The following is a 21,100-nucleotide window of genomic DNA, read 5'->3' on the forward strand; positions in this document are numbered from 1 at the left end:
AAAATAAACAGTAGATTAGCCATTCGTAACCGATGGAAACTGACATGCACCTGCACCTTGTGTGGTCACCGTAACGACCGCACCTGTCAGGGCAAACAGTTGCTGCAACTGCGTCTGCGCATTTTGTAGAGCCATCGTCATTACATCACCGCGGCAGGCACGCTCTAGGACTTCTTTTTTGGCCATGCTCTGCGCTTGATCAAATATCTTTGGATCGACTTGCATCATACCAAACGCACCAGTCTGCCAATCATAAATCTCAATATCATCTAAATACACTGAGAATATCTCTGATGGTGGCAAGGTGATATTAATTTGTGGCATGGTCGATGCCGTCGTGTTAGCTTCCGATGTTTGCTCGCCGTTTACATCAGAAGCAATAGGCTGAACCACTCGTACCATCTCAGGCGTCAATGCACTCAGATCAACCCCTGCCTCGACACGTCCATGCGCGATGAACAGTCCTTTTTGCTCGTCTTGCCACAGTTTTTGCCAACTACCACCACGCTGGCTGGTGATAACGGTATCGACACTAAACGATACCGTTTCTAAACGATTTAGGTTTTGGATTTGAGTAACCACGCCTTCACGAGTGATGGTTTCTATTGGCGCTTCTTTGGTACTGTTTTGAACACTATAAATCGCAAAAACGATAGCTATTAAACCGATAAGCAACACAATCCACGACATCGTTGCGATGGGTTTTTTGCCTTGTGGATTGGTCTTATTAGCATTAATAGAAGATCGATTATCAGGACTATTCATCTAAGTATCCTCAAAGTTTTGTCGTATGAAGCATCTGGCAGATTGGTATATAAAATATAAATGCTATGTACGCGGAGTAACTTCAAGTAATAGCTACTAATACCCTACATAATTACTGATGCGTTGCTAGTCAAAAAATTCGTCAAGACTTGCTAAAAATAGGCTCAAAACTGGTAAATAATCGAGTTATAACAACCTCATCGCTACCTTTATGCAATGTTCGGTCTTAAAAAACAGAAAGTCATTGCGTCTTGGGCAAACTTTACCTAACATAGTCAGATTGTATGAATAAAATGTCAGTATCAAAGTATTTATCAGGCTTTTAACCTGAATATTTTGTATTTCAGCATACTGATGCATCAATCAAGATTTCCCCTCTTCTATATTATTAGAGCGGTTTTACTAAGATGCTCTTTATGAGCATTTTAGTCGCTAGGGATTAGTTACTCATTATTAGCTAATATTCTAGCTTATTGCTAAGTTATAAAGGTAAGCTTGCGGCGGCCATGAAACGATTAGCCATACGCTCAACATCCTACTATTTCTTCTTATTTTTTATCGTTGATAAGGTTACGCTTTATTTATGAAAGCCAGTCAATTTTTATTTGCCACACTAAAAGAAACCCCAAGTGATGCCGACATCGCCTCAAGCCAATTGATGGTGCGTGCAGGTCTTATCCGAAAGATTGCTTCTGGGTTATATATTTGGCTGCCCATGGGGCTACGCATCTTGCAAAAAGTCGAGCGCATTGTTCGTGAAGAGATGCAGAATGTCGGTGCACAAGAGGTGCTCATGCCGATGACTCAGCCTGCTGAACTTTGGCAAACGACCGGACGTTTTGACGATTATGGTCCTGAGCTATTACGCTTCAAAGACCGTCATGATCGTGATTTTGTGCTTGGGCCAACGCATGAAGAAGTCATTACCAATCTTGCCCAAGGTGAGCTACGTAGTTATAAACAACTACCGATTACTTTCTTCCAAATTCAAAACAAATTCCGTGACGAGATTCGTCCACGCTTTGGTGTGATGCGCGCGCGCGAATTTACGATGAAAGATGCGTATTCATTCCACGTTGACCAAGCCTCATTGGCCAAAACGTATCATGATATGTATGACGCTTATACACGCATCTTTACCCGTTTGGGTTTAGATTTCCGTGCAGTACAAGCGGATACAGGTTCTATCGGTGGTTTTGCTTCTCATGAGTTCCATGTATTGGCAGACAGTGGTGAAGACGATATCGCGTTCTCAGATTCTTCTGATTATGCGGCTAACGTTGAGCTGGCTGAATCGGTAAGCACTGCTGAGCGTCAACCGCCAAAAATGGAGCGCGAAGACGTCTTAACAGAAGATATGACCAGCTGTAAAATGGTAGCTGAGCATCTAGATGTACCGTTAGAGAATACGGTCAAAACCTTAATCGTCCACGGTCATACCGAAGATGATGAGCCACAACTGATTGCTGTCGTGTTGCGCGGTGATCATCAGCTTAATACTATCAAAGCTGAAAAAATTGAAGAGGCCAATGTGCCACTGACATTAGCTTCTGATGAAGAGCTAAAAGCGGCTGGTTTGCACAAAGGCTATATCGGTGTTGACCTAGACATGCCAGTCTTTGTCGATCGTTCTGCAGCTACGTTGTCAGACTTTGTATGCGGTGCCAATGAAGTGAACAAACATACCATCGGTATGAACTGGGCTCGTGATACACGTATCACACGTATCGTCGATGTTCGCAACGTGCAAGAAGGCGATCCATCTCCTGATGGTAAAGGTACGCTAAAAATCAAACGTGGTATCGAAGTCGGTCACATTTTCCAGTTGGGTGATAAATACTCGCAAGCCATGAATTGCCGCGTTTCTGGTGAAGATGGCAAACCAGTCACGCTAATGATGGGTTGCTATGGTATTGGTGTGAGCCGTATCATCGCTGCTGCTATCGAGCAGAACAACGATGAAAACGGTATCATGTGGCCAACCACGCCAACGGTTAATGATTCAATCGCTCCTTTTGAAGTCGCTATCATACCGATGAAATCAAAAGAAGAGACCGTCATGCAGACTGCCACAGCGTTGTATGAAGAATTAAAAGCGCAAGGCGTTAACGTGTTGCTAGATGATCGTAACGAGCGTCCAGGCGTTAAATTTGCTGATCTGGAATTGATTGGTATTCCACATCGTATCGTGGTTTCAGATCGTAACTTGGCTGAAGGCAAGTACGAATACGTCAATCGCCGTGAAGCAGAAAAGCAAATGCTAAGCCGTGAAGAAGTCATGGCAAAAGTAAGCGATAAATAGTTTTAGTCTTAAAAACTGTGCCATAAAAAGCGCCTATTTCATTCAATGAGATAGGCGCTTTTTTCGCGTGTGATTTAGCTAAAAAAAACTACTTAATATTATATCTTTTAGCAATCACCTTGCTACGTTTCTGTGTCTCGTTAGCGGTGCAAACATCAGAATTAATCATGGCATATACCACGGTGTTATTCATGGGGCCGTCATGCTCAAAGTCACACTGCTCGCTGCGAGCTTTTAGCCATGCTATCTGTTCTTTATCAAGCTGCTGCTTTTGGGTAGGTGATAAGGTACGATACGCAGTCATGTATATTTTGTTAAGCCTATTTTTTTCAACTTGGACCGCATCTTTACCACAGTCATAAGCCACTTCCATATAGGCATCTTCACAAGTGTACTCACTTTCGGCGGATGCCGCTTGTGCTGATAACATCGTAGACAGAGATAGCACAGCTACACCCACTACCGTTATAGCATAAGTTGTAAATTTCATACTGGTATCCTTACCTTAGATGAATAAAGTTGATTTATTATAGGGTGTAACCGTGACTCATAACATCGATATTTATTTACTGTCGAATTAAACGGCTTGGCTGTGGTAGTAGATTTATATCACTGACACGGCAAGGATTGATATCGATACCACCTCGGCGGGTGTACCATGCGCGAACCATCAAGGCACTTGGTTCATAATATCGACTCAGATCAGCAAATATCTGCTCGACACATTGCTCATGAAAGCCATTATGCTGACGGAAACTTAAAATATAACGCAGTACATTAGCCGCATTAACGGGCTTATCCGTCGTAATCGATACGGCCAACGTTCCCCAGTCTGGCTGATTGGTCACCGGACAGTTACTACGCAGCAAATTAGAATAAAAAGTATAAGGTTGAGTGCTGCCACTTATCACGCTCTCGCTACTCGTTTCTGCTCCATTATCACGCAGCAGTGATGCATCAGGATGCTCACACAATGCAATTTTCTCACTGCTGTTTGCCAAGGCATCATCAATACAAAAACCTTCAGGCTGCGCAATTAATAATCCCGACTGCTTATTGCCTTGCTCATCATCTAAGCCAAATAACTCAACAGTGACTTCTGCTTGTACACAAGCCGATAAATCTTTGGCAATCAGCGTCTGCACCGCTGACCAACTGGGAAATTCGGTAAAATTAATACTGTTTAGATATAATTTCAACGACTTTGATTCCACGATAAACGGTGAGCTAGCAGGAATCGCAAAGCGCGCGATGGCCACTTGCGAAATACCTTGCGTATTCAACCAAGACATCTCAAATGCCTGCCACCAATCAACGCCAACCGTTAATTTATCATCTTGCCAGCCAATCACATTACGCCCCATGCTTCGAGCGATAGGATATAGCGTCTCTGGGCTATACTCAGTTGGATAGTCCGTAGTTTGCTCACCTAAAATACCGTGGATACTCATAAATCACCTTCAAAACTGTAGAATATATTCAATATTACAAACAGGTTATTTTACAGTAATAACTGGTCAGCTGATGACCAATTTAGCTAATAACCTGCTCACTAAAAAACTAACCTCTGACTATAGCAATATGCTAATGCCCAAAATGCTTAATTAGTAAAAGCGCCAAATTACTATCTAAGCATTATTACCTAAAAATATCGCTAAATTTTTACTATAAAAGCCTAACAACGTTAGGCTTTTATAGTAAAACGGTTTGTTTATGACAATCTTAGCTACAAGCGTACACGTGAGCCATTACTGAGTAAGCGATAGGCGATAGTATAGAATATCGCACAGAAAACAAAAATAGCAGCCATCGAGTACCAGACATTCACATCAGAATAGCCAAGGATACCGTAACGGAATGAATTGACCATATAAACAATAGGGTTCAATAATGAAATATTTTGCCAAAATGGTGACAAATTTTCCATCGAATAAAATACACCACCAAGATAGGTAAGCGGCGTCAATACAAAGCTTGGAATGATAGAAATATCATCAAATGAGCGAGCAAACACGGCATTAATAAAGCCGCCAAGCGAAAACAAGATAGAGGTGCCCAGTACCGTAAATATGGTCACGAACACATGCTCAATACCGAGGTCAGTAAAGAATAGCGCAACGATTGAGACAATAACCCCAATAGCCAGTCCACGGAAAATACCACCGCTGATATACCCCATCAGAATCGCATGTTTGGATACTGGCGAAACCAACAGCTCCTCAATACTAGAGGTGAATTTGGCACTAAAAAAGCTCGAGACGACGTTTGAATAACTGTTGGTAATAATCGACATCATAATCAGGCCAGGCACGATGAACTGCATGTATGGCACACCGCCCATCTCACCCACACGCGAGCCAATCATTTTACCGAAGATGACAAAATAGAGACTCATGGTAATGACTGGTGGCAGCAATGTCTGTGGCCAAATACGCAAAATCCGGCGAACTTCTTTCAATAAGATAGTGCGAAAAGCAATCCACTTTTTGCTCCATGACATGGTTTTATTAGGATCTATCATTTCTTGACTCACAATCCCGCCTCCTTCATGCTGTCTTCACTTTGAATATTTTTGTCTACCAATCGCATAAACAGCTCTTCTAATCGATTGGCCTTGTTACGCATGCTTCCCACAGTGATTCCTTGCTCTGACAACTGGGCGAAGACGTTATTCATCGACTCACCTTCCGTCAAGGTCACTTCAAGTGTCTGATCATCCGGCTGGGTTATTCCTGTCACACCTGTCAAAACCAATTGACTAGTAACGGGTACTTCCAAATCAAAGACGAATGTTTCCACCGAGAGCTGCGCCAACAAATCTTTCATTTCCGTATTAATACGAATCTCACCATGATCTAAGATAGCAATGCGCTTGCACAGTTGCTCGGCTTCTTCTAAATAGTGAGTGGTCAGAATAATCGTGGTTTTTTCTTCGATATTAATCTGCTGCATGAACTCCCACATAGAGCGACGTAGCTCAATATCGACCCCAGCCGTTGGCTCATCCAAAATCAATAATTTTGGCTTATGAATCAATGCGCGTGCAATCATCAAACGGCGTTTCATACCACCTGATAGCTCACGCGATTTACTATCACGCTTATCCCACAGACCAAGTGCTGTCAGTAGTCGTTTCGCTCGTGGCTTGGCTTCTTTGGCAGGAATACCAAAGTATCCCGCTTGTGTAATCAAAATATCTTCGACTTTTTCGAACATATTAAAATTAAACTCTTGTGGCACGATACCGAGGTACTGCTTTGCGACAGAAGGGTTTTCCAACAAGTCAGTACCGAAAATATGTACGCTGCCTGTGGTCGGCTTAAACAGCGAACTGATGATACCAATCATGGTTGATTTACCTGCACCATTGGGACCCAATAATGCAAAAAATCCACCTTGTGGCACAGTTAGATCGACTCCTTTTAGAGCCGAAAACCCGTTATCATAAGTTTTGGATAAGTTTTTTATCGTAAGTGCTGGTACTTCTGACATGAAGACCTCTTTGTTTGTTATAAATGTATATAAAAATATTTTGAGACGACGAATAGCTAGAATAGATGCTGTAAAGTCATAAGATGAGGCTACTATTGACGAATTTCAACTACAGTGCAGCTGAAGTCTCATATTGATAATATTGATGATGAAAAAAGCGCCTATCCCATTGAATGAGATAGGCGCTTTATAGATATCTATCGTAAAAGCTTAGCAAAACACTTGGGACAGATTAGCTTGCTGCTTCAACCATATAGTCTACGGCATTTTGAACTTCTTCATCAGGGATATCCGCACCACCTTTGGCAGGCATTGCGTTGAAACCATTGATAGCATGGGTATATAGCGTATCTGTACCTTTTGCTATGCGTGGTCCCCAAGCGCCGGCATCAGCAAAGACAGGAGAGCCTAGCAAGCCCGCTGCATGACAAGTATGACATACGGCATTGTATACAGCTTTACCATCGCGAGGTCCATCACCAGGTGCTGGGCCAGCAACACGTGCCGTTACATCACAGACTTCATCATCTTCGAAGCAGACGGTAGCAACAGGGTGAATACGAGCAATCAGGTTAGGATATAGTGCAATCAGTTTTTGCACTTGTGGCGTATCTTGTGGAATCGGCTCTTCAACAGCAGCAGGTGCTGCAGCGGCTGTTTCTTCGGCAGCTTCACCATCTACAGGTGCGGCTTCATCAGCAGGAGCTGCGCCATCTGTTGTATCTGCAGCAGCTTGGGCATCATCGCCTGACTGCTCAGGCGCGTTTTCTACGACTTCCTGTGTGTCTGCTACAGCAGAGACAGTTGCAGGAGTTTCTACAACACTTTCAGCTTGGCTCACCGCGATACTAGCGATTCCTAGAATGGCAGCTGCCGATAACATAACTACTTTTCTCATTCGTCACGTTCTCTTATTACGTATACAAAGGCCTGCACAGCTCAGACATTCTGTCTATCCTCCTTTGATAACCTTTGGTCATCAATAGCAAACAGCCATCCCGCGTGCCAGCACACTTGTAATCGGTGATTATAAATATGAATTCTCCATGACATTATAAGGGAAAAGACAGGTAAATTGCCATGCCTGTTTAATGACTATCTTGTTTTTTCTTAAAAAACATCAATCGCTACCGTCATTTATTGGCTTTATGGTTTTTATTTGTTAGACTAAGCGGTCTTTATTTTTCGACACTTATTCGATACTTAGTAATACGACTGATTATTCATACTATTGATTGATATGTTGTGTTGGTTAGCGCAGTATTTATTCATTGAGTGTCCGTGAATAGAGTCGTTGGTTCAGTATATTATGCGCTCGTAGCTCAGTTGGATAGAGTATCGGTCTCCGAAGCCGAGGGTCGTGGGTTCGATTCCCGCCGAGCGCACCAATCATCGTATTTCACCCTTCCTCAGCATTACCAGAAACCTCTAAACCCCTTTATATTAGTCGCTTTATGTCTTTTGATATAACTTGTCATTACCTAGTATCACCTATAGAATGTTGTTAAATTTGTTGTTAAAACATTTAACATCTTTGGGGCTGGCATGAATAAGAGAAAAGACTATCTATTAACTGATAATGGCGTTAAGTCTATCGCCAAGCAGCCAGCGCCCGATAAAGTCGCTCGTCATAGCGATGGCAATAGCCTATATCTGATACAGCACCCCAACGGCTCATTATTTTGGCAAATGTCATACCGTTATCAATCAGATAAAGACATTAAGCCGAAACAAAAAACCTATCAAATCGGTATCTATAAATCATCAAAACAAGCCATTGATGCCTCATTCAAGCCGCAAGTATCGCTAAAGCAAGCGCGTATTGAGCGCGACAAGGCAAAAGCATTACTGGCTGATGGTATCGACCCCACCGCTTATAAGAGCATCGAGAAGAATAACTTTGAGCAAAAGGACTTATTCAAAGCCATCGCCAAAAGTTATATCGATGAAAAATCTAAGACCACCACTAAGAACGTGCAAAAGCTGCAAGGGTTTTTAGACAATCATATCTTAAAACATTTAGGCTCATACCCTATTGGGGCGATCACCGCGCAAGACATTATTAAGACAGGGCTTGCCATTCAAGCGAGCTTTGAGCAGCAAGGCAAACACACCTCAGAAACCGCGCATAAGTGCATGGGGCTGATTAGCTCAATCTTTGAGTACGCTATCAATACGCTGGGCTATGACATTATCAACCTTGCTATTGGACGCAATAAGGCACTCAGACCGCATAAAGCCGAACGCATGAAGGCGGTAGAGCAGCACCAATTCCCCGACCTACTGCGCAATATTGACCAATATATTAACAATCACCCAAACGCCCATGAGCAGACCGTAGCAGGGTTACAGCTTATGACACTGTGCTTTGTGCGTACTAAAGAGCTAAGACACTTTGAATGGTCAGAGATTGATTATCATAAAAGCGTGTGGCGTATTCCAGCCGCCAAAATGAAGATGCGCCAAGATCATATTATCCCGCTATCACCGCAAGCGATGGCGATCATTGAGCGTATGCGCCTACTGACTGAGCAGACAGGCTATGTGTTCTATAACTTTGAGTCAAACAAGCCCTATAGTGAAGCATGGTTCAATCAGGCACTACAGCGCATGGGCTATACAGGTGACCCCTACTCCAAGATGACAGGTCACGGCTTTAGGCAGCTTGCCAGCACAGGGCTGTATGAGCTGCAATTTTCTGAAAGTTTGATAGAGATACAACTCGCCCATCTTGAGCAATCGAGCGTGAGAAGACGCTATGACTTATCAGAGCATTTAGCCGAGCGCCAAATGATGATGCACCGCTGGGCGAACTATCTTGATGACTTACGGGCTGGCAAGATGATCAGCTTTGATTTACTGACCCCTGATGAACTCGCTAAAGAAATGAATAGCCGCAATAAGCAAGTGACTGATATAGCGCTGCATGATAAAGACATACTGATAAAGAGCTTACAGGCGCAAGGCGTATCACAAGAGGTACTGGCCAAACTTGCCGAGCAGCTTTAACAACACCTTTTAACAACATCGCTTTACTAATCATCGTCAGCATTGGGCTGGCAAGCCGATATTGATAGCGTCAATCGCTGTCATAACCGATTGCAAGGCTAGGATTAATTACCCGAACGACAGCAATTGCACCCTTAGCTGTCAGCGCCTTGCACCTTTTTTGCTTTAGGGGTGTGAGGGTGCGAATTATGGCATTGCTTGATACGTTAAAAGATAGGCAGGATAAGAAATACATTTCTTTTTGGGGATTAGTTTCTAACATCATTGCTGTTGATGAAGACAAGAGCGATGACACTTATGCTAGTAATGAAACTTATATCACCGCAGTTGAGGCTTTATTGAGATTAAAACTACATGAAAAAATTCGTTATTTTATTTATAACCCTGAGGATTTTAACTTTAAGCAAATAGATAAACCACAGGCTGATGAAGCAAAAATATTTTTAAAAAAATTACTTCCAAAGTCTGGTAAAAAAATTGCGCCTACTGAAGTAATGGAAATTCAAAACCAGTTTAAAAATTATTTTTGGCTTAAAGAGTCTATAGAACAAGTACTTCCTAATGGTATCGTTGACTTCACTAATCCGGTATTTTTTGGCGCAGGAGAATATCGCCCTTTAGAAGTAAAACCCTCTTTAGTTGATAACGAAATGCTTATTGAGTTGCAGCGCCTACAAGAAAAAGTAAATGAGCTAGAAGCAGAAAAATCTAATGGTAGCTTTGCAATGGGAACGCCAACAGTAGCGGGCGAAGATAAGACCTACGAACAGCTTATTGAAGCACTGTCAGCTGCCAATGATGAAATAAAACAGCAAGAACAAGATATAAACAGGCTCAAAAACCAGTTAGCTGACCAAGTAGACAAGCGTTTTTATAACTGGCAAGCAATGGACAAAAACCAATATCCCCCTGAACTACATTTAGCGATGGAGATATGGAAAGAGTATTATCAAGTTGCCGATATAGGGTTTATCACACAGTTCAATACTGGCAAATTTAATAAGATAACTAATAGTTTGAAATTAAAAGATGGTAATTTAAAGGAAAGAATGAGAACTCTTTTAACACCCTTAGAGCGAAAGCTAAAAGCACCGCCACTTATGGAGTCCCTTAAGGTTATTGATTTTATTTACACTGATAAACTAGAGCAGGATCAAACAAGGTAGCACCTTGACTAGATGCCACCGCCTTAACTAAGTACCATTGCCCACCACCATACCCCACCCCGTAACATTCACTTCATAGCAGGGCATTACCGCCCATTCCTTAAACCGCTATGAGGTGAAATAACATGAAGTTAGCAGATAAACATCTAAGAATGGCAGACCTTGCCAACCATCCAGCGCGAACCGCTAAGACCTATATCGCAAAGTCAGGTCAACAGCGCACCGTCACCGCCAAAGCCGCCACACGTGGTATTACTGGCTTTAGTGCTAAGCATATCTACCATCTAATTAATGAAGGCAAATTTCCAGCACCCGTAAAAATCGGACGGGCGAGTCTATGGCGCTTGTCTAAAATTAATAGCTGGCTTGCCAGTCATGCCCAACCGTCAGACGACAATGCCACCACTAACGCAAAAGAGGGGGTTTAATATGTTGACTACAGCCACTGCCCCAGTGACCAATGAGCAAGCCCCCAAAACCCAAATAGAAATTGTAAGAGCGCATCTAATGACAGGTGCAACAATCACCACATGGGACGCTTACCGCCTTTATCAAATCACCAGTCTAGCGCAGCGCATATTCGACTTGCGAGAGTCAGGGTTATTAATCCAAAGCGAAATGGTGAAGTATAACAATAAGTGGTTTGCCGTCTATTGGCTTGATCAAGCGACTTTGTTAGAAACTCAATTATCTAATCGCGAGGTGACCCCATGAGCCAACCCAACGACATTCTAGCGCCACGACTGGTAGCAGTGGACACTTACACGCTATGCCATGTAGACGACTACATACAAGACATATCGAATGATTGCGAGCATCTAGCCTATGCCTTGAACCTGATTGAAACAGCCGACCCAGCCAGCAAGGGCGTGATAGTCGCTATTAGGTCTGCATTACTGGCTCAGAGTGAACATGCCAGCAAAATGAGCGCGGACATCATGGGCGAGTTAATCACACAAAGTGAGGTAAAGATCAATGAATAATCAAATAGCCGTATCAGCCGATCACTTAGAGCATATCAATGAGCGCCTAGTTTTATTATCTCTTGATACCAGCCACTTAGCGTTAGCATTGCAAGAGGTGCAAGAAGATTGCGCGGTATCAGGTGGCGTGATTCAGGCGGTCATCATCGCGCTGTCAAGTAATGCCGCCATTAGTGAGGACATAGCCGACCAGCTAGACGGCATGTTATCAGCACCACAAACGGAGGCGGCAGACCATGAGTAAAGATAACAAAACCAACCTAAAAGCCGACCACGGGCAGCACAGCGACAAACAGTCTGGCAAGCGTGGCTTACTGACTAGCTTTATCATCTTCGTGGCATGGGTGACAGCTATTGGCTTGCTACTGTCATTGATAGCTTGCACACCGCCCTATAGCAAACCGATTGCAACCGCTTGCAACAACGGTTATTATAAAGACCTCTTAAAAAAACACGCAAGCGGTAAGCCAGACCGTTATTCATTGGCTTTTTTTGTGCCTGATAATAGCGCAGCCTCTCAAGCTGTCCCTATCTACTCAAGCATAGCCCCACACGCTTATTTAAGCGTATCAAGGGGGCAAACCATCATAGCTATAGCAAATCACTTGCTAATCTACTATGACGGGTTGACGCTGCAAAATAAAAGAGCCGAAAGGCGAATATGCAGGGCGGTTGCTTGCGTGACCGAGAGTAAGACCCGTCACCCTATATCTTTATGGTATAGCGTGGCATTCACTCAAAAAACAACGCAAGGAGGGCATAATCATGCCTAATTCAATCCGTACGACCTCAAACACCCAAACCCCAACGCAAACCTCGCCTTTATTCAACGCTGGTGATGTTGCTCTGCGCCCGTCTATTGCTAATAGTAGCGATAAAGACAGCACCAAAGTATCGGCAACCCTACTTCTTGACCAAGCAGAGTCCATCAACAAACCTTTAGCATTGACTCGTTACGGCAAGGAGATAGCACAGTGAGAAGCTACCCACCAAAGCAAAACCGTAAGTATGCCAAGCGTAAGAGCTACTACAAGAAATATCAAGCTACATGCCAGCCGAATCAGTCGCCAGCAAGGGGGACTAGATGACCACCACACCACAAACGATAGACAATAAAAAAGCCCATGCGGACAACATGGGCGCTCATACTCTCTTACAAGGTTGCAAGCCAGCTACAGAGGAACAACTGGCAAACGATCAATTCTTAACCAAGCTATGCAGCATGATAGAACCTGAACGGCTGCTATTTTCTACAGACGACACTACTATATATCATGGTGAACAAATTGGCAAAACCGAAGCGACAGCTGGCACGATAGCACTAGCAATCACCGACAAACAAGACGATACAGTAGGCGCGGTATTCTACACACCAAACAGCAAAGCAAAGCCGATTGTCATTGATCCTACGGGTTATGGCGCTATCGTCATTGGTGACACTAACAAAGCCAATGAGGTGATAGCCTTTAATGACCTTGATAGCGGTATTGATGTTTATATGCACCTAATGGCTAGTGATAAAACGATCATCATTAGCCCTCATAAAACAAAACAATGCCTTAAAAAGATGGTGCAGCACTGGAGCAGCGGTTCACTTGTTACCGTACCGATGACACTTGATGATAAGGGCATGATGAACCAGCTGGCAGGTGTGAGGGCTCGAGCATTGGTTACTGTGGCTCATATCGTCACTATGCTGCAACATGACAGCTATGAAGCCATACTGGCAGCTGATGACACCCAGCTAATAAATTTACAAGATACTGCCTATTATCCTGAATGGCGCGATGATCCCCAGCTGAATGAACCGATGACCTACAGTGATGGGCGTTTTGAGCTTTACCACGATGGGCTGTTTTTCGTGAAGTATAACGATGATGACCCAGCAAACATTACTTTTAAGTTTAAGGCGTTTGTTTGTTCACCCATTGAGATTATCGCTAAGACACGAGACATAAGCAGCGGTACATGGGGGCGGTTATTACAGTGGCGTGATGATGATAACGAGCTGCATAAATGGGCAATGCCGTTATCTTTATTGCAAGGTGATGCCCGTGAATACCGCAAAGAATTAGCCAGTCAAGGCTTGAACATTACTACCAACCCCAAACAGCGCAGCTACTTAGACGCTTACTTACAAGATTATCCAATCTACAAACGCGCGCGGTGTGTCGATAGACTAGGCTGGGACGGTGAGCAATATATCTTACCTAATGGCGCTATCGGTGGTGATGGTAAAGAACTTATTGTCTATCAGTCTGCAAATAGTATTAACAGCACCCTAGCCCAGCAAGGAGAGCTAGCCCAGTGGCGTGATGAGTTATGCAAACCACTAGCAGAACAAAGCCGTTTTGTTTTCTCCATTGCTTGCGCGTTCGCTGGTCAATTACTGGAGTTATTAGAAGATGACGGGGGCGGCTTTCATCTCTTAGGTTCATCAAGCATGGGCAAGTCATTGTCGCTTAAATTGGCTGCTAGTGTATGGGGCAACCCTGACAGGTATGTTAAGACATGGCGCAGCACTGATAACGCACTGGAGGGCACAGCCAGCGAGCATAACGACAGTTTTCTGCCACTCGATGAAATCAGCGAATGTGACCCAAAAATAGTAGGCAAAACCGTTTACATGCTGGCTAATGGTCAAGGTAAAGGACGTAGTACCACCACGGGGCACAATCGCATAGCCAAAACATGGCGCATTATCTTTTTGTCTAATGGTGAGGAGTCGCTACAAAACTTCATGGCGCAAGCAGGGCAAAAAACCAATGCAGGTATTGAGGTTCGAGTGGCGCATATCGATGCTGATGCTGGTAAAGGCTTAAAGACGTTTGATAGTTTGGTACTGGCAAAAACAGGCGCAGCGCAAGCCGATAGGATCAACGAGCTATCACACGCTTATCATGGTGTGGCTGGCATAGCATGGCTTGAACATATCACCACTGACAAGGCAGCGACCACAGCCACCGCCAAGCAGTTGGTAGATGACTTTATGAGCCAATACACGGACCTTGCTCCACAAGCGCATAGAGTGGCTAAACGGTTCGCTATTGTGGCTACCGCTGGCGAGATGGCAACTCAGGCAGACATCACAGGCTGGCAAGTAGGACAAGCAACCACAGCCATTATGACGTGCTTAGATAATTGGCTTGATAACTATGGGCGTGATGGTGAGCATGAGCAGCGCCAAATCATCAAACATATTCAGTCGTTTATTGAACAGCATGGATCAAGTCGTTTTCAGGCTTGTTTCCAGACCACCGGCACCCGCCCCAACTTTGATGAAAGAACACCCAACCGTGTGGGCTATCGCAACGAGGACACAGGGGACTATTATTTTTCTAAAGAAACTTTCAACAGCGTATGTGCGCCATTTAGTAAAAGAAAAGTATTGCAGGTGTTAGATGAAGCGGGCTTGTTACTTTCAAATCAGGGTGACCGTAAAATTTATAAAACCCCTAATACTCTATTTAGTGGCAAGGTTCGCCCGTCTGTTTACGCGGTTACTGCTAACATACTTTGTTGTGAACCTTAAAAACCGATGGGACAAGCGGGACAGACGGGACAGCCATTATACAGTAAGGGGTAGAGCTGTCCCGAAAGCAAAAACGGAAACGGGACAAACGGGACAGGGTGTTATATTGTAACAATCTTGTCCCGTTCTGTCCCGTAGTGAAAAACATAAACGGGACGGCTGAAAGCTAATAACTATGGGGGCTGTCCCGCTTGTCCCGTCTGTCCCATACAAAAAACTAGGTTACAGCAAAAATAATCAAAGGTAGGCGTTTATCGTCTGCCTTTTTTACTGTTTGTACTCCAATGATATTAGTGAAAAATATTGGAAGCAAAAATAGCATAAACATAAAAAAGTGGAAGCAAAAAGACCCTAAAATAAACTGCTTCCAACATAAAAAAACCACGCTTAGACCAATCATATAGGGCAGTTTGGCTTGGAAGCAAAAAATCTTGTGGAAGCAAAAAAAATCATCGAAATGGAAGCAGTTTCATTTGATAATTATGTCGACATTACGCCAACTAGCCAGCATGTCCGTACTATTAATTTTGCTGTGAAGTGACATTATTCGCTACAAAATATTGGAACCAAAACAGCCAAATTGTGGAAATTTGGAACCAAAACACGCCTGTTTTCTCTTTGGTTCCAACATAAAAAACCACTCTTAGCCCAGTCATGGAAAGTGATTCAGCTCGGAACCAGAAATAATTTTGGAACCAAAAAAAAGCTGGAAAAATGGAACCACTTTGGTACGATTATAGCGAGAAAATGACTCTTAAAACCAATCGCTTTCAGGTTGAATATACCAATTTGAAATACTACATCGTTGCCTCACCACCCAACTTCGTATCAAGCATCAATCGAATAAACTGCTTAAACTGATTCGGATTAGACAGCAGATGCATGGTCATGTCTTCAAATGTACCTTTGGCATCAAACATAGCGTCTTCGGCAGCGTTTGGATAACCGCCCAGCATAATCTGATCGACACTGTTATTGGTGAACTGTTTGACCACGATCTCGTTCTCCGTGACTTTATCCCAAATGGTATTCATAAAGTTCACTTTATCTTTATCGGTAAAGTCCTCACCAGCAAAAACTTCGTTCAATCGTTCAATAATCTGTGATAGCAGCGCTTCTTGTTTGTCCTTGGGTGTTGCCGTTCCCGCTCCACTGCCACCATCTAGTTGATACTCAGACTTGCCCTCTTGTAGTTTTAAGTCTTGCTGGTGCAGCATTGAGACACGGTAATGGCTCATGACGATGTTACTTAGATCAACGTTTTCTTCATTATCCACGCTTTCACGTAATAGCGGTTGTAGGTTACGCGCGTATAGGCTCAGTTTCTCTAACTCTTTGTCGTCATAGTCCACGATTTGCGACATAAACTCATACTGGCGGGTAAAAGTGCCTAAATCCTTTTTAAAGATTTCCAGCGCATCTTGATCAGTTTTAATGCCTTTGTAGTCATTCTCCGCATTGGTCATCAGCACTACATCACCCGTCGCTTTGGTACGCTCTAGCATCACTTTGGCATGCTGTGCTTGCTCACGTGCCAGCTTATAGCGTTTTTGCCAACGCTCAACCGCTGGCTTGCAGATATTACTAATGGCGGCATTAGACTTGTTCTTGCTATAGAACGCTTCAACAAACTGCTCTACCTCATGCCATAAGAAAATACCGCTGGCACGCAGTTTCTCGTAAAGGTCAAACACCTGATCAGGGTCAGACACATCCGCTAAGGTTGCGGTCTCATAGTATGGCTGGAAGGCTTCAAGAATATCGTCAGGATCATTAAAGAAGTCGAGCACAAACGTACCGCTCTCTGCTTTACCCTTATATGTACGGTTCAGCCGTGAAAGCGTCTGTACACAGTCCACGCCCGTCAGTTTCTTATCCACGTACATGGCGCACAGTTTGGGCTGGTCAAAGCCTGTCTGGAACTTGTTAGCGACCAGCATCACTTGATAGTCATCACTGTCAAAGGCTTTACGCAGATCGCGGCCTTTTAACCCGATATTCATATTGTGCTCGGTGAACTTCTCGCCAAGTAATGCGCCGCTGTCAGGGTCATTATCGTTAAAGGTGACTTCACCTGAAAACGCGACCATGGCGTTGATGTTTCTATAACCGTACTCAGCAATGTAGTTATCAAAGGCCAGCTTATAGCGTACCGCCTCTTTACGTGAGCCTGTCACGACCATCGCTTTGGCTTGCCCGCCGAGTAAGCCTTTAATATTGTCGTTAAAGTGCTCAATTATGATCTTAACCTTCTGGGCGATATTGTGCTCATGCAAGCGCACCCAGTTATTCAGCTTAATTTTGGCACGGCGTGCATCGACTTCATCATCAGCAGCGGCAAGCTTCTGCTTAAGCTGATAGACCACTTTATAGTTGGTGTAGTTCTTGAGCACATCTAGGATAAAACCTTCTTCAATCGCTTGGCGCATGGAATAGACATGATAAGCGGCTGGCAGGTTATCTTTAGATGCTGGCAAATCAGGATTGGGCAGCCTTCCGAATAGCTCAATGGTTTTTGGCTTAGGCGTGGCGGTAAAGGCATAGTAGCTGAGGTTTGGACTGCTACGGCGGGCGGCAAGCGTGGCATCCAATATGTCTTCGCTAGATAGCGGTGAATCATTCTCAGTATTGCTGTTCTCTATATCACCTGAGACCAACACTTCTTTGAGCTGGCGTGCGGTAGAGCCTGTTTGTGAGGAATGGGCTTCATCGGCAATGATGGCATAACGGCGCGACTTAAGCACACTTGAGTCTTCAATGGCTTTGAGTACAAACGGGAAAGTTTGAATGGTCACGATAATGATCGGCTGTGAATTGACCAATGCACTGGCAAGCTGCTCAGACTTTGAGCCGTCACCTTCTTTTCTATTGATCTTACCGACCACGCCATCGGCATGTTCAAACTGATAGATGGTGTCCTGCAACTGGTCATCGAGCACGGTACGGTCAGTGATGACAATGACCGAATGAAACTGCTTGTCGCCGTCGCTGTTATACAAGGTGGATAGCTGATGGGCAGTCCATGCGATAGAGTTAGATTTACCTGAGCCTGCACTATGTTGAATGAGGTACTTTTGACCAGTGCCTTCAGTAATAGCTGCATTAACCAGTTTGGTCACCACATCCCACTGATGATAGCGCGGGAACATCATGGTTTCTTTTTTGGACTTGCGGCCAATCGCGTCCTCTTCCTCATCGATCTGCAAGTGCATAAAGTGGCCGAGGATTGCCAGCAGGTTCTCTGGCGTGAGCACTTCATTCCACAGATAGTCGGTGGCATATTGACTGAGATCGTTAGGGATATCATTACCCGCGCCGCCTTCCGCTGTGCCTTTGTTAAACGGTAAGAAATAAGTACTGTCTCCTGCCAGCCTCGTGGTCATATAGACTTCATACTGACTGACAGCGAAGTGAACCAGTGCGCCGCGCTTAAATGTCAGCAGCGGCTCAGGTTTCTTGGTATCAAGGTCTTTAGGCAGGCGTGTCTTCTTATACTGAGTAATCGCATTTTGCACCGCTTGCTTAAACTCAGACTTTAGCTCCATTGTCGTGACGGGCAAGCCATTGACGAACAGCACTACATCGATACGGTTACGCTTAGCGACTTTACCGTCAGTGCTATCCTTTAGGCTGGTATGAGGGCTATAGACCACCTCAGGAACCACACGGCAGATATTGGCCTCATAGCGTGCCATGGTCTCAGGATTAAGGCTGTGCTCAGGCTTAAACTGGCATAGGTCAAAACGTGCGTTACGAATCTTTAGGCCATGACGTAATACACCCAATGTGCCATAGGTACGTGAGGCTCTATCGGTTGAGTGTTCATCAGCCTTGTTTAGCTGCTTAACCAGTGCGGTGATAAAGTGACGCTCAGAATCGATAGGAAAGGTACGGCAAAACTTTTCCCACTCCTTTGGCTGGGTCGTCTGCACAAAGTCGAGAACGTCTTGCTCATATAGTGCAGTCTCTGCCTGATAGCCACTGGCATGACCTACTTGCCAGCCTTGCGCTTGCATCTGAGTGACGATATCGGCTTGAAAGACAGATTCGTAGGTGACATTTTGCGCATTAATAGCAGTATTGGTCTGGGTCATGGTTTGACTCTTATTATTAAGTTATGAGTGTGGCTTATGAGATCAGCCACACTTTATTGATTTCAACGATCTGATGCTCTCTACCTTCGATAACTTCTGTTCTTATAATTTTGCTAGGGTCAGTCTCTTGCAGTATTTCTATGTCGTATTCATCGGTCATATCATAAGCGCCAATATGCCGACTAAGCTGCCAGATATGGCCATCTAAGTACTTAGCGGTGTTTGCATTGTAGTGAATAGAGCTTTGAATACCCTTTTGGGGCTGTTCATCTACTGGCTCAAAGGTATTTATATAAAAGTCTTTATAATCTTCTATCGCACAAACCACTTGTGAGCGACTGATGTATTCTTCATATAGCCAGATTTGCAGATAGTAATAGGTTTGCATACTCTCTAAAGTGTATTGCCATAATTGGTAGATTTTTTGCAGATTTTTAATCAGTAGGTATTCACAGTCGCCTGTTGGTTCAGGATAAATACTACCGCCTAAAGGCAAGCTCGACCATGGTTGTACCCGAAATTTAACGTAGTCTCTTTTTTCTTGATTCAGCAGCTCAGTATCAAGGCTCTTACGATTATCACCCCATTGCTCAATAGCACGCTTACGGCGGTTGATGCCTCTTATTTTGCGATATCTTATTTTCTGCGTTTTCATGTTTAGCTCTATATTTTTTTCAAGCTTAATCAACCCCTACGGCTCTTCACATACCATAGTTAAACTCTTACCAAAGATGGTTTTATTCAGCTGATTATAATTGGCAAAGACTTTTTCAGAGTCAGCATGATAGATATGTTCATTCACGCAATTACTAAATCCATAGGTCAATAAGTTGATTTTGGCATAGTTTTCGGGATCGCTGGCTTTTTGTCTCTGATAACGCTCTGTAGTCAAATTGCGTGAATATTTACTGCCATCATTACTAAAGAGTGTTTGCTCCTGAATTTGCTCTTCGACGAACTCTTGCCATTTATTCTGCACAGCGGTTTCGTCTTTAAAAAAGGGCGCAAGATACTGCTTACACATCGGCGGACTCAACCTCATCGCTTGTATGGGATCTAGATAAGCCAAAATAGTTAATTTATCATGGACATATTCGGCTTCAATAGACTTTAAAAGTTCACGCTTGTAGGTTTGCGCTTGTGGCACGACTTCTAATTGCTCAACCTTACGCTTGCGCAACTGATACTCTTGATCTAAGTCGTCTAGGTCTGATTTTGATATTTTTTTTATGTCTCTAGGGTAAATAGGAGAAGAAAAGCTATTTAGCTGCTTACTCGTTAGATTATTTAGCATGAAATGAGAGTTCTCGATTTGCTTGGCGCTATACTTTTTATTATCGAACTCGCCTTGCATATCGCATAAATCCTCTTGCCATTGATAGGTCTGTGCTTGGGTGATAGTGGTCGCTGCCATTGAGGTAATTATGGCTGCTACAGTCATTGCTTTCATAAATTAATTCCCTTTAATTATTTTGATAGCCATGAAGCCTATAGGGTGATTTTCAAGCGTCAATCGAATATCGTCAAATTAAAGGTGTATGGAATGCGCCCTACGACTGGCATTATTAGGATAATCCTTGATCGTTTGAGCTAGTATCTAACTCTTTTAATCTTTCTATTGAATAGTAATCGGATTGATATCTTTCATACCTTTCAAGATAAGACTTAAAATCACTAGATACATATACTTTATTACTATCAGAATTTTTTTCTTTTTTTATCATATTCAGACTTGCTAAGTCATCAAAGTTATAGAT

Annotated in this window: 20 protein-coding genes and 1 tRNA gene; 11 read left to right on the top strand and 10 right to left on the bottom strand. The window is 43.6% G+C overall.

Translation table 11 applies throughout. The features are described from left to right. Positions 1-15: 15 nt before the first annotated feature. Positions 16-765, bottom strand: coding sequence for a DUF4230 domain-containing protein (locus tag ACZW67_RS04500; protein WP_465182294.1), 750 nt, complete (start codon positions 763-765; stop codon positions 16-18). A gap of 583 nt (positions 766-1,348) precedes the next feature. Here ACZW67_RS04500 and ACZW67_RS04505 point away from each other — a divergent pair. Further along, entirely contained in the window at positions 1,349-3,067 is a 1,719-nt protein-coding gene (locus ACZW67_RS04505) for a proline--tRNA ligase (RefSeq protein WP_465182295.1), read from the top strand. Between the two features lie 88 nt (positions 3,068-3,155). Here the strand turns inward: ACZW67_RS04505 and ACZW67_RS04510 are convergent, their stop codons facing one another. The 5 genes from ACZW67_RS04510 to ACZW67_RS04530 all read right to left on the bottom strand — a co-directional run bounded on the left by ACZW67_RS04510 (position 3,156) and on the right by ACZW67_RS04530 (position 7,457). Further along, a complete protein-coding gene (locus ACZW67_RS04510; protein WP_465182296.1) occupies positions 3,156-3,557 on the bottom strand; it encodes a lysozyme inhibitor LprI family protein in 402 nt (133 codons plus the stop codon). Positions 3,558-3,633: 76 nt separating this feature from the next. Continuing rightward, positions 3,634-4,518 carry an NADPH-dependent 7-cyano-7-deazaguanine reductase QueF gene (queF, locus tag ACZW67_RS04515; protein WP_465182297.1) on the bottom strand — a complete coding sequence of 295 codons (885 nt, stop codon included), beginning with the start codon at positions 4,516-4,518 and terminating at the stop codon, positions 3,634-3,636. 275 nt (positions 4,519-4,793) lie between these two features. Continuing rightward, on the bottom strand, positions 4,794-5,567 hold the full coding sequence (locus tag ACZW67_RS04520; protein WP_110923992.1) for an ABC transporter permease: 774 nt from the start codon (positions 5,565-5,567) through the stop codon (positions 4,794-4,796). Positions 5,568-5,596: 29 nt separating this feature from the next. Next, complete coding sequence (locus ACZW67_RS04525; protein WP_465182298.1) at positions 5,597-6,559, bottom strand: ABC transporter ATP-binding protein; 963 nt, start codon at positions 6,557-6,559, stop codon at positions 5,597-5,599. Between the two features lie 232 nt (positions 6,560-6,791). Then, positions 6,792-7,457 (bottom strand): c-type cytochrome, encoded by a 666-nt coding sequence (locus ACZW67_RS04530; RefSeq protein WP_110923916.1) that lies wholly within the window; start codon positions 7,455-7,457, stop codon positions 6,792-6,794. A gap of 413 nt (positions 7,458-7,870) precedes the next feature. Here ACZW67_RS04530 and ACZW67_RS04535 point away from each other — a divergent pair. From ACZW67_RS04535 to ACZW67_RS04580, 10 genes are all read left to right on the top strand, one after another. Continuing rightward, positions 7,871-7,947 (top strand) — tRNA-Arg (locus ACZW67_RS04535). Between the two features lie 157 nt (positions 7,948-8,104). Beyond that, entirely contained in the window at positions 8,105-9,568 is a 1,464-nt protein-coding gene (locus ACZW67_RS04540; RefSeq protein ID WP_465182299.1) for a tyrosine-type recombinase/integrase, read from the top strand. 188 nt (positions 9,569-9,756) lie between these two features. Next, positions 9,757-10,734, top strand: a complete 978-nt coding sequence (locus ACZW67_RS04545; RefSeq protein WP_465182300.1) for a hypothetical protein — start codon at positions 9,757-9,759, stop codon at positions 10,732-10,734. 125 nt (positions 10,735-10,859) lie between these two features. After that, positions 10,860-11,162: a helix-turn-helix transcriptional regulator gene (locus tag ACZW67_RS04550; protein WP_465182301.1), complete on the top strand. Its 303-nt coding sequence runs from the start codon at positions 10,860-10,862 to the stop codon at positions 11,160-11,162. A 1-nt stretch (position 11,163) separates the two neighbouring features. Then, complete coding sequence (locus tag ACZW67_RS04555; RefSeq protein WP_350657392.1) at positions 11,164-11,448, top strand: helix-turn-helix domain-containing protein; 285 nt, start codon at positions 11,164-11,166, stop codon at positions 11,446-11,448. Then, positions 11,445-11,717 carry a hypothetical protein gene (locus tag ACZW67_RS04560; protein WP_465182302.1) on the top strand — a complete coding sequence of 91 codons (273 nt, stop codon included), beginning with the start codon at positions 11,445-11,447 and terminating at the stop codon, positions 11,715-11,717. Before ACZW67_RS04555 ends, ACZW67_RS04560 begins: the two co-directional genes overlap by 4 nt. Next, a complete protein-coding gene (locus tag ACZW67_RS04565) occupies positions 11,710-11,961 on the top strand; it encodes a hypothetical protein (RefSeq protein ID WP_465182303.1) in 252 nt (83 codons plus the stop codon). Before ACZW67_RS04560 ends, ACZW67_RS04565 begins: the two co-directional genes overlap by 8 nt. After that, entirely contained in the window at positions 11,954-12,490 is a 537-nt protein-coding gene (locus ACZW67_RS04570; protein WP_465182304.1) for a hypothetical protein, read from the top strand. Before ACZW67_RS04565 ends, ACZW67_RS04570 begins: the two co-directional genes overlap by 8 nt. After that, complete coding sequence (locus tag ACZW67_RS04575; protein WP_465182305.1) at positions 12,483-12,695, top strand: hypothetical protein; 213 nt, start codon at positions 12,483-12,485, stop codon at positions 12,693-12,695. Before ACZW67_RS04570 ends, ACZW67_RS04575 begins: the two co-directional genes overlap by 8 nt. Positions 12,696-12,801: 106 nt before the next feature. Next, complete coding sequence (locus ACZW67_RS04580) at positions 12,802-15,249, top strand: DUF927 domain-containing protein (RefSeq protein WP_465182306.1); 2,448 nt, start codon at positions 12,802-12,804, stop codon at positions 15,247-15,249. A 797-nt stretch (positions 15,250-16,046) separates the two neighbouring features. Here ACZW67_RS04580 and ACZW67_RS04585 read toward each other — a convergent pair. The 4 genes from ACZW67_RS04585 to ACZW67_RS04600 all read right to left on the bottom strand — a co-directional run. Next, positions 16,047-19,343, bottom strand: a complete 3,297-nt coding sequence (locus ACZW67_RS04585; RefSeq protein WP_465182307.1) for a type I restriction endonuclease subunit R — start codon at positions 19,341-19,343, stop codon at positions 16,047-16,049. 34 nt (positions 19,344-19,377) lie between these two features. After that, positions 19,378-19,998: a hypothetical protein gene (locus tag ACZW67_RS04590; RefSeq protein WP_352257742.1), complete on the bottom strand. Its 621-nt coding sequence runs from the start codon at positions 19,996-19,998 to the stop codon at positions 19,378-19,380. Between the two features lie 36 nt (positions 19,999-20,034). Beyond that, a complete protein-coding gene (locus ACZW67_RS04595; RefSeq protein ID WP_465182308.1) occupies positions 20,035-20,793 on the bottom strand; it encodes a hypothetical protein in 759 nt (252 codons plus the stop codon). Between the two features lie 115 nt (positions 20,794-20,908). Beyond that, the coding region (locus ACZW67_RS04600) for a hypothetical protein (protein ID WP_465182309.1) at positions 20,909-21,100 on the bottom strand (192 nt) is incomplete at its 5' end.

The organism is Psychrobacter sp. TPE 89C (assembly GCF_055522395.1).

Bases quoted from the DNA above. Each gene is read 5' to 3' on its own strand.
- ACZW67_RS04590 (WP_352257742.1), bottom strand. From the start codon at position 19,998: ATGAAAACGCAGAAAATAAGATATCGCAAAATAAGAGGCATCAACCGC.
- ACZW67_RS04555 (WP_350657392.1), top strand. From the start codon at position 11,164: ATGTTGACTACAGCCACTGCCCCAGTGACCAATGAGCAAGCCCCCAAA.
- queF (WP_465182297.1), bottom strand. From the start codon at position 4,518: ATGAGTATCCACGGTATTTTAGGTGAGCAAACTACGGACTATCCAACT.
- ACZW67_RS04595 (WP_465182308.1), bottom strand. From the start codon at position 20,793: ATGAAAGCAATGACTGTAGCAGCCATAATTACCTCAATGGCAGCGACC.
- ACZW67_RS04570 (WP_465182304.1), top strand. From the start codon at position 11,954: ATGAGTAAAGATAACAAAACCAACCTAAAAGCCGACCACGGGCAGCAC.
- ACZW67_RS04540 (WP_465182299.1), top strand. From the start codon at position 8,105: ATGAATAAGAGAAAAGACTATCTATTAACTGATAATGGCGTTAAGTCT.
- ACZW67_RS04520 (WP_110923992.1), bottom strand. From the start codon at position 5,567: ATGTCATGGAGCAAAAAGTGGATTGCTTTTCGCACTATCTTATTGAAA.
- ACZW67_RS04575 (WP_465182305.1), top strand. From the start codon at position 12,483: ATGCCTAATTCAATCCGTACGACCTCAAACACCCAAACCCCAACGCAA.
- ACZW67_RS04500 (WP_465182294.1), bottom strand. From the start codon at position 765: ATGAATAGTCCTGATAATCGATCTTCTATTAATGCTAATAAGACCAAT.
- ACZW67_RS04565 (WP_465182303.1), top strand. From the start codon at position 11,710: ATGAATAATCAAATAGCCGTATCAGCCGATCACTTAGAGCATATCAAT.
- ACZW67_RS04525 (WP_465182298.1), bottom strand. From the start codon at position 6,559: ATGTCAGAAGTACCAGCACTTACGATAAAAAACTTATCCAAAACTTAT.
- ACZW67_RS04505 (WP_465182295.1), top strand. From the start codon at position 1,349: ATGAAAGCCAGTCAATTTTTATTTGCCACACTAAAAGAAACCCCAAGT.
- ACZW67_RS04550 (WP_465182301.1), top strand. From the start codon at position 10,860: ATGAAGTTAGCAGATAAACATCTAAGAATGGCAGACCTTGCCAACCAT.
- ACZW67_RS04580 (WP_465182306.1), top strand. From the start codon at position 12,802: ATGACCACCACACCACAAACGATAGACAATAAAAAAGCCCATGCGGAC.
- ACZW67_RS04585 (WP_465182307.1), bottom strand. From the start codon at position 19,343: ATGACCCAGACCAATACTGCTATTAATGCGCAAAATGTCACCTACGAA.
- ACZW67_RS04530 (WP_110923916.1), bottom strand. From the start codon at position 7,457: ATGAGAAAAGTAGTTATGTTATCGGCAGCTGCCATTCTAGGAATCGCT.
- ACZW67_RS04545 (WP_465182300.1), top strand. From the start codon at position 9,757: ATGGCATTGCTTGATACGTTAAAAGATAGGCAGGATAAGAAATACATT.
- ACZW67_RS04560 (WP_465182302.1), top strand. From the start codon at position 11,445: ATGAGCCAACCCAACGACATTCTAGCGCCACGACTGGTAGCAGTGGAC.
- ACZW67_RS04510 (WP_465182296.1), bottom strand. From the start codon at position 3,557: ATGAAATTTACAACTTATGCTATAACGGTAGTGGGTGTAGCTGTGCTA.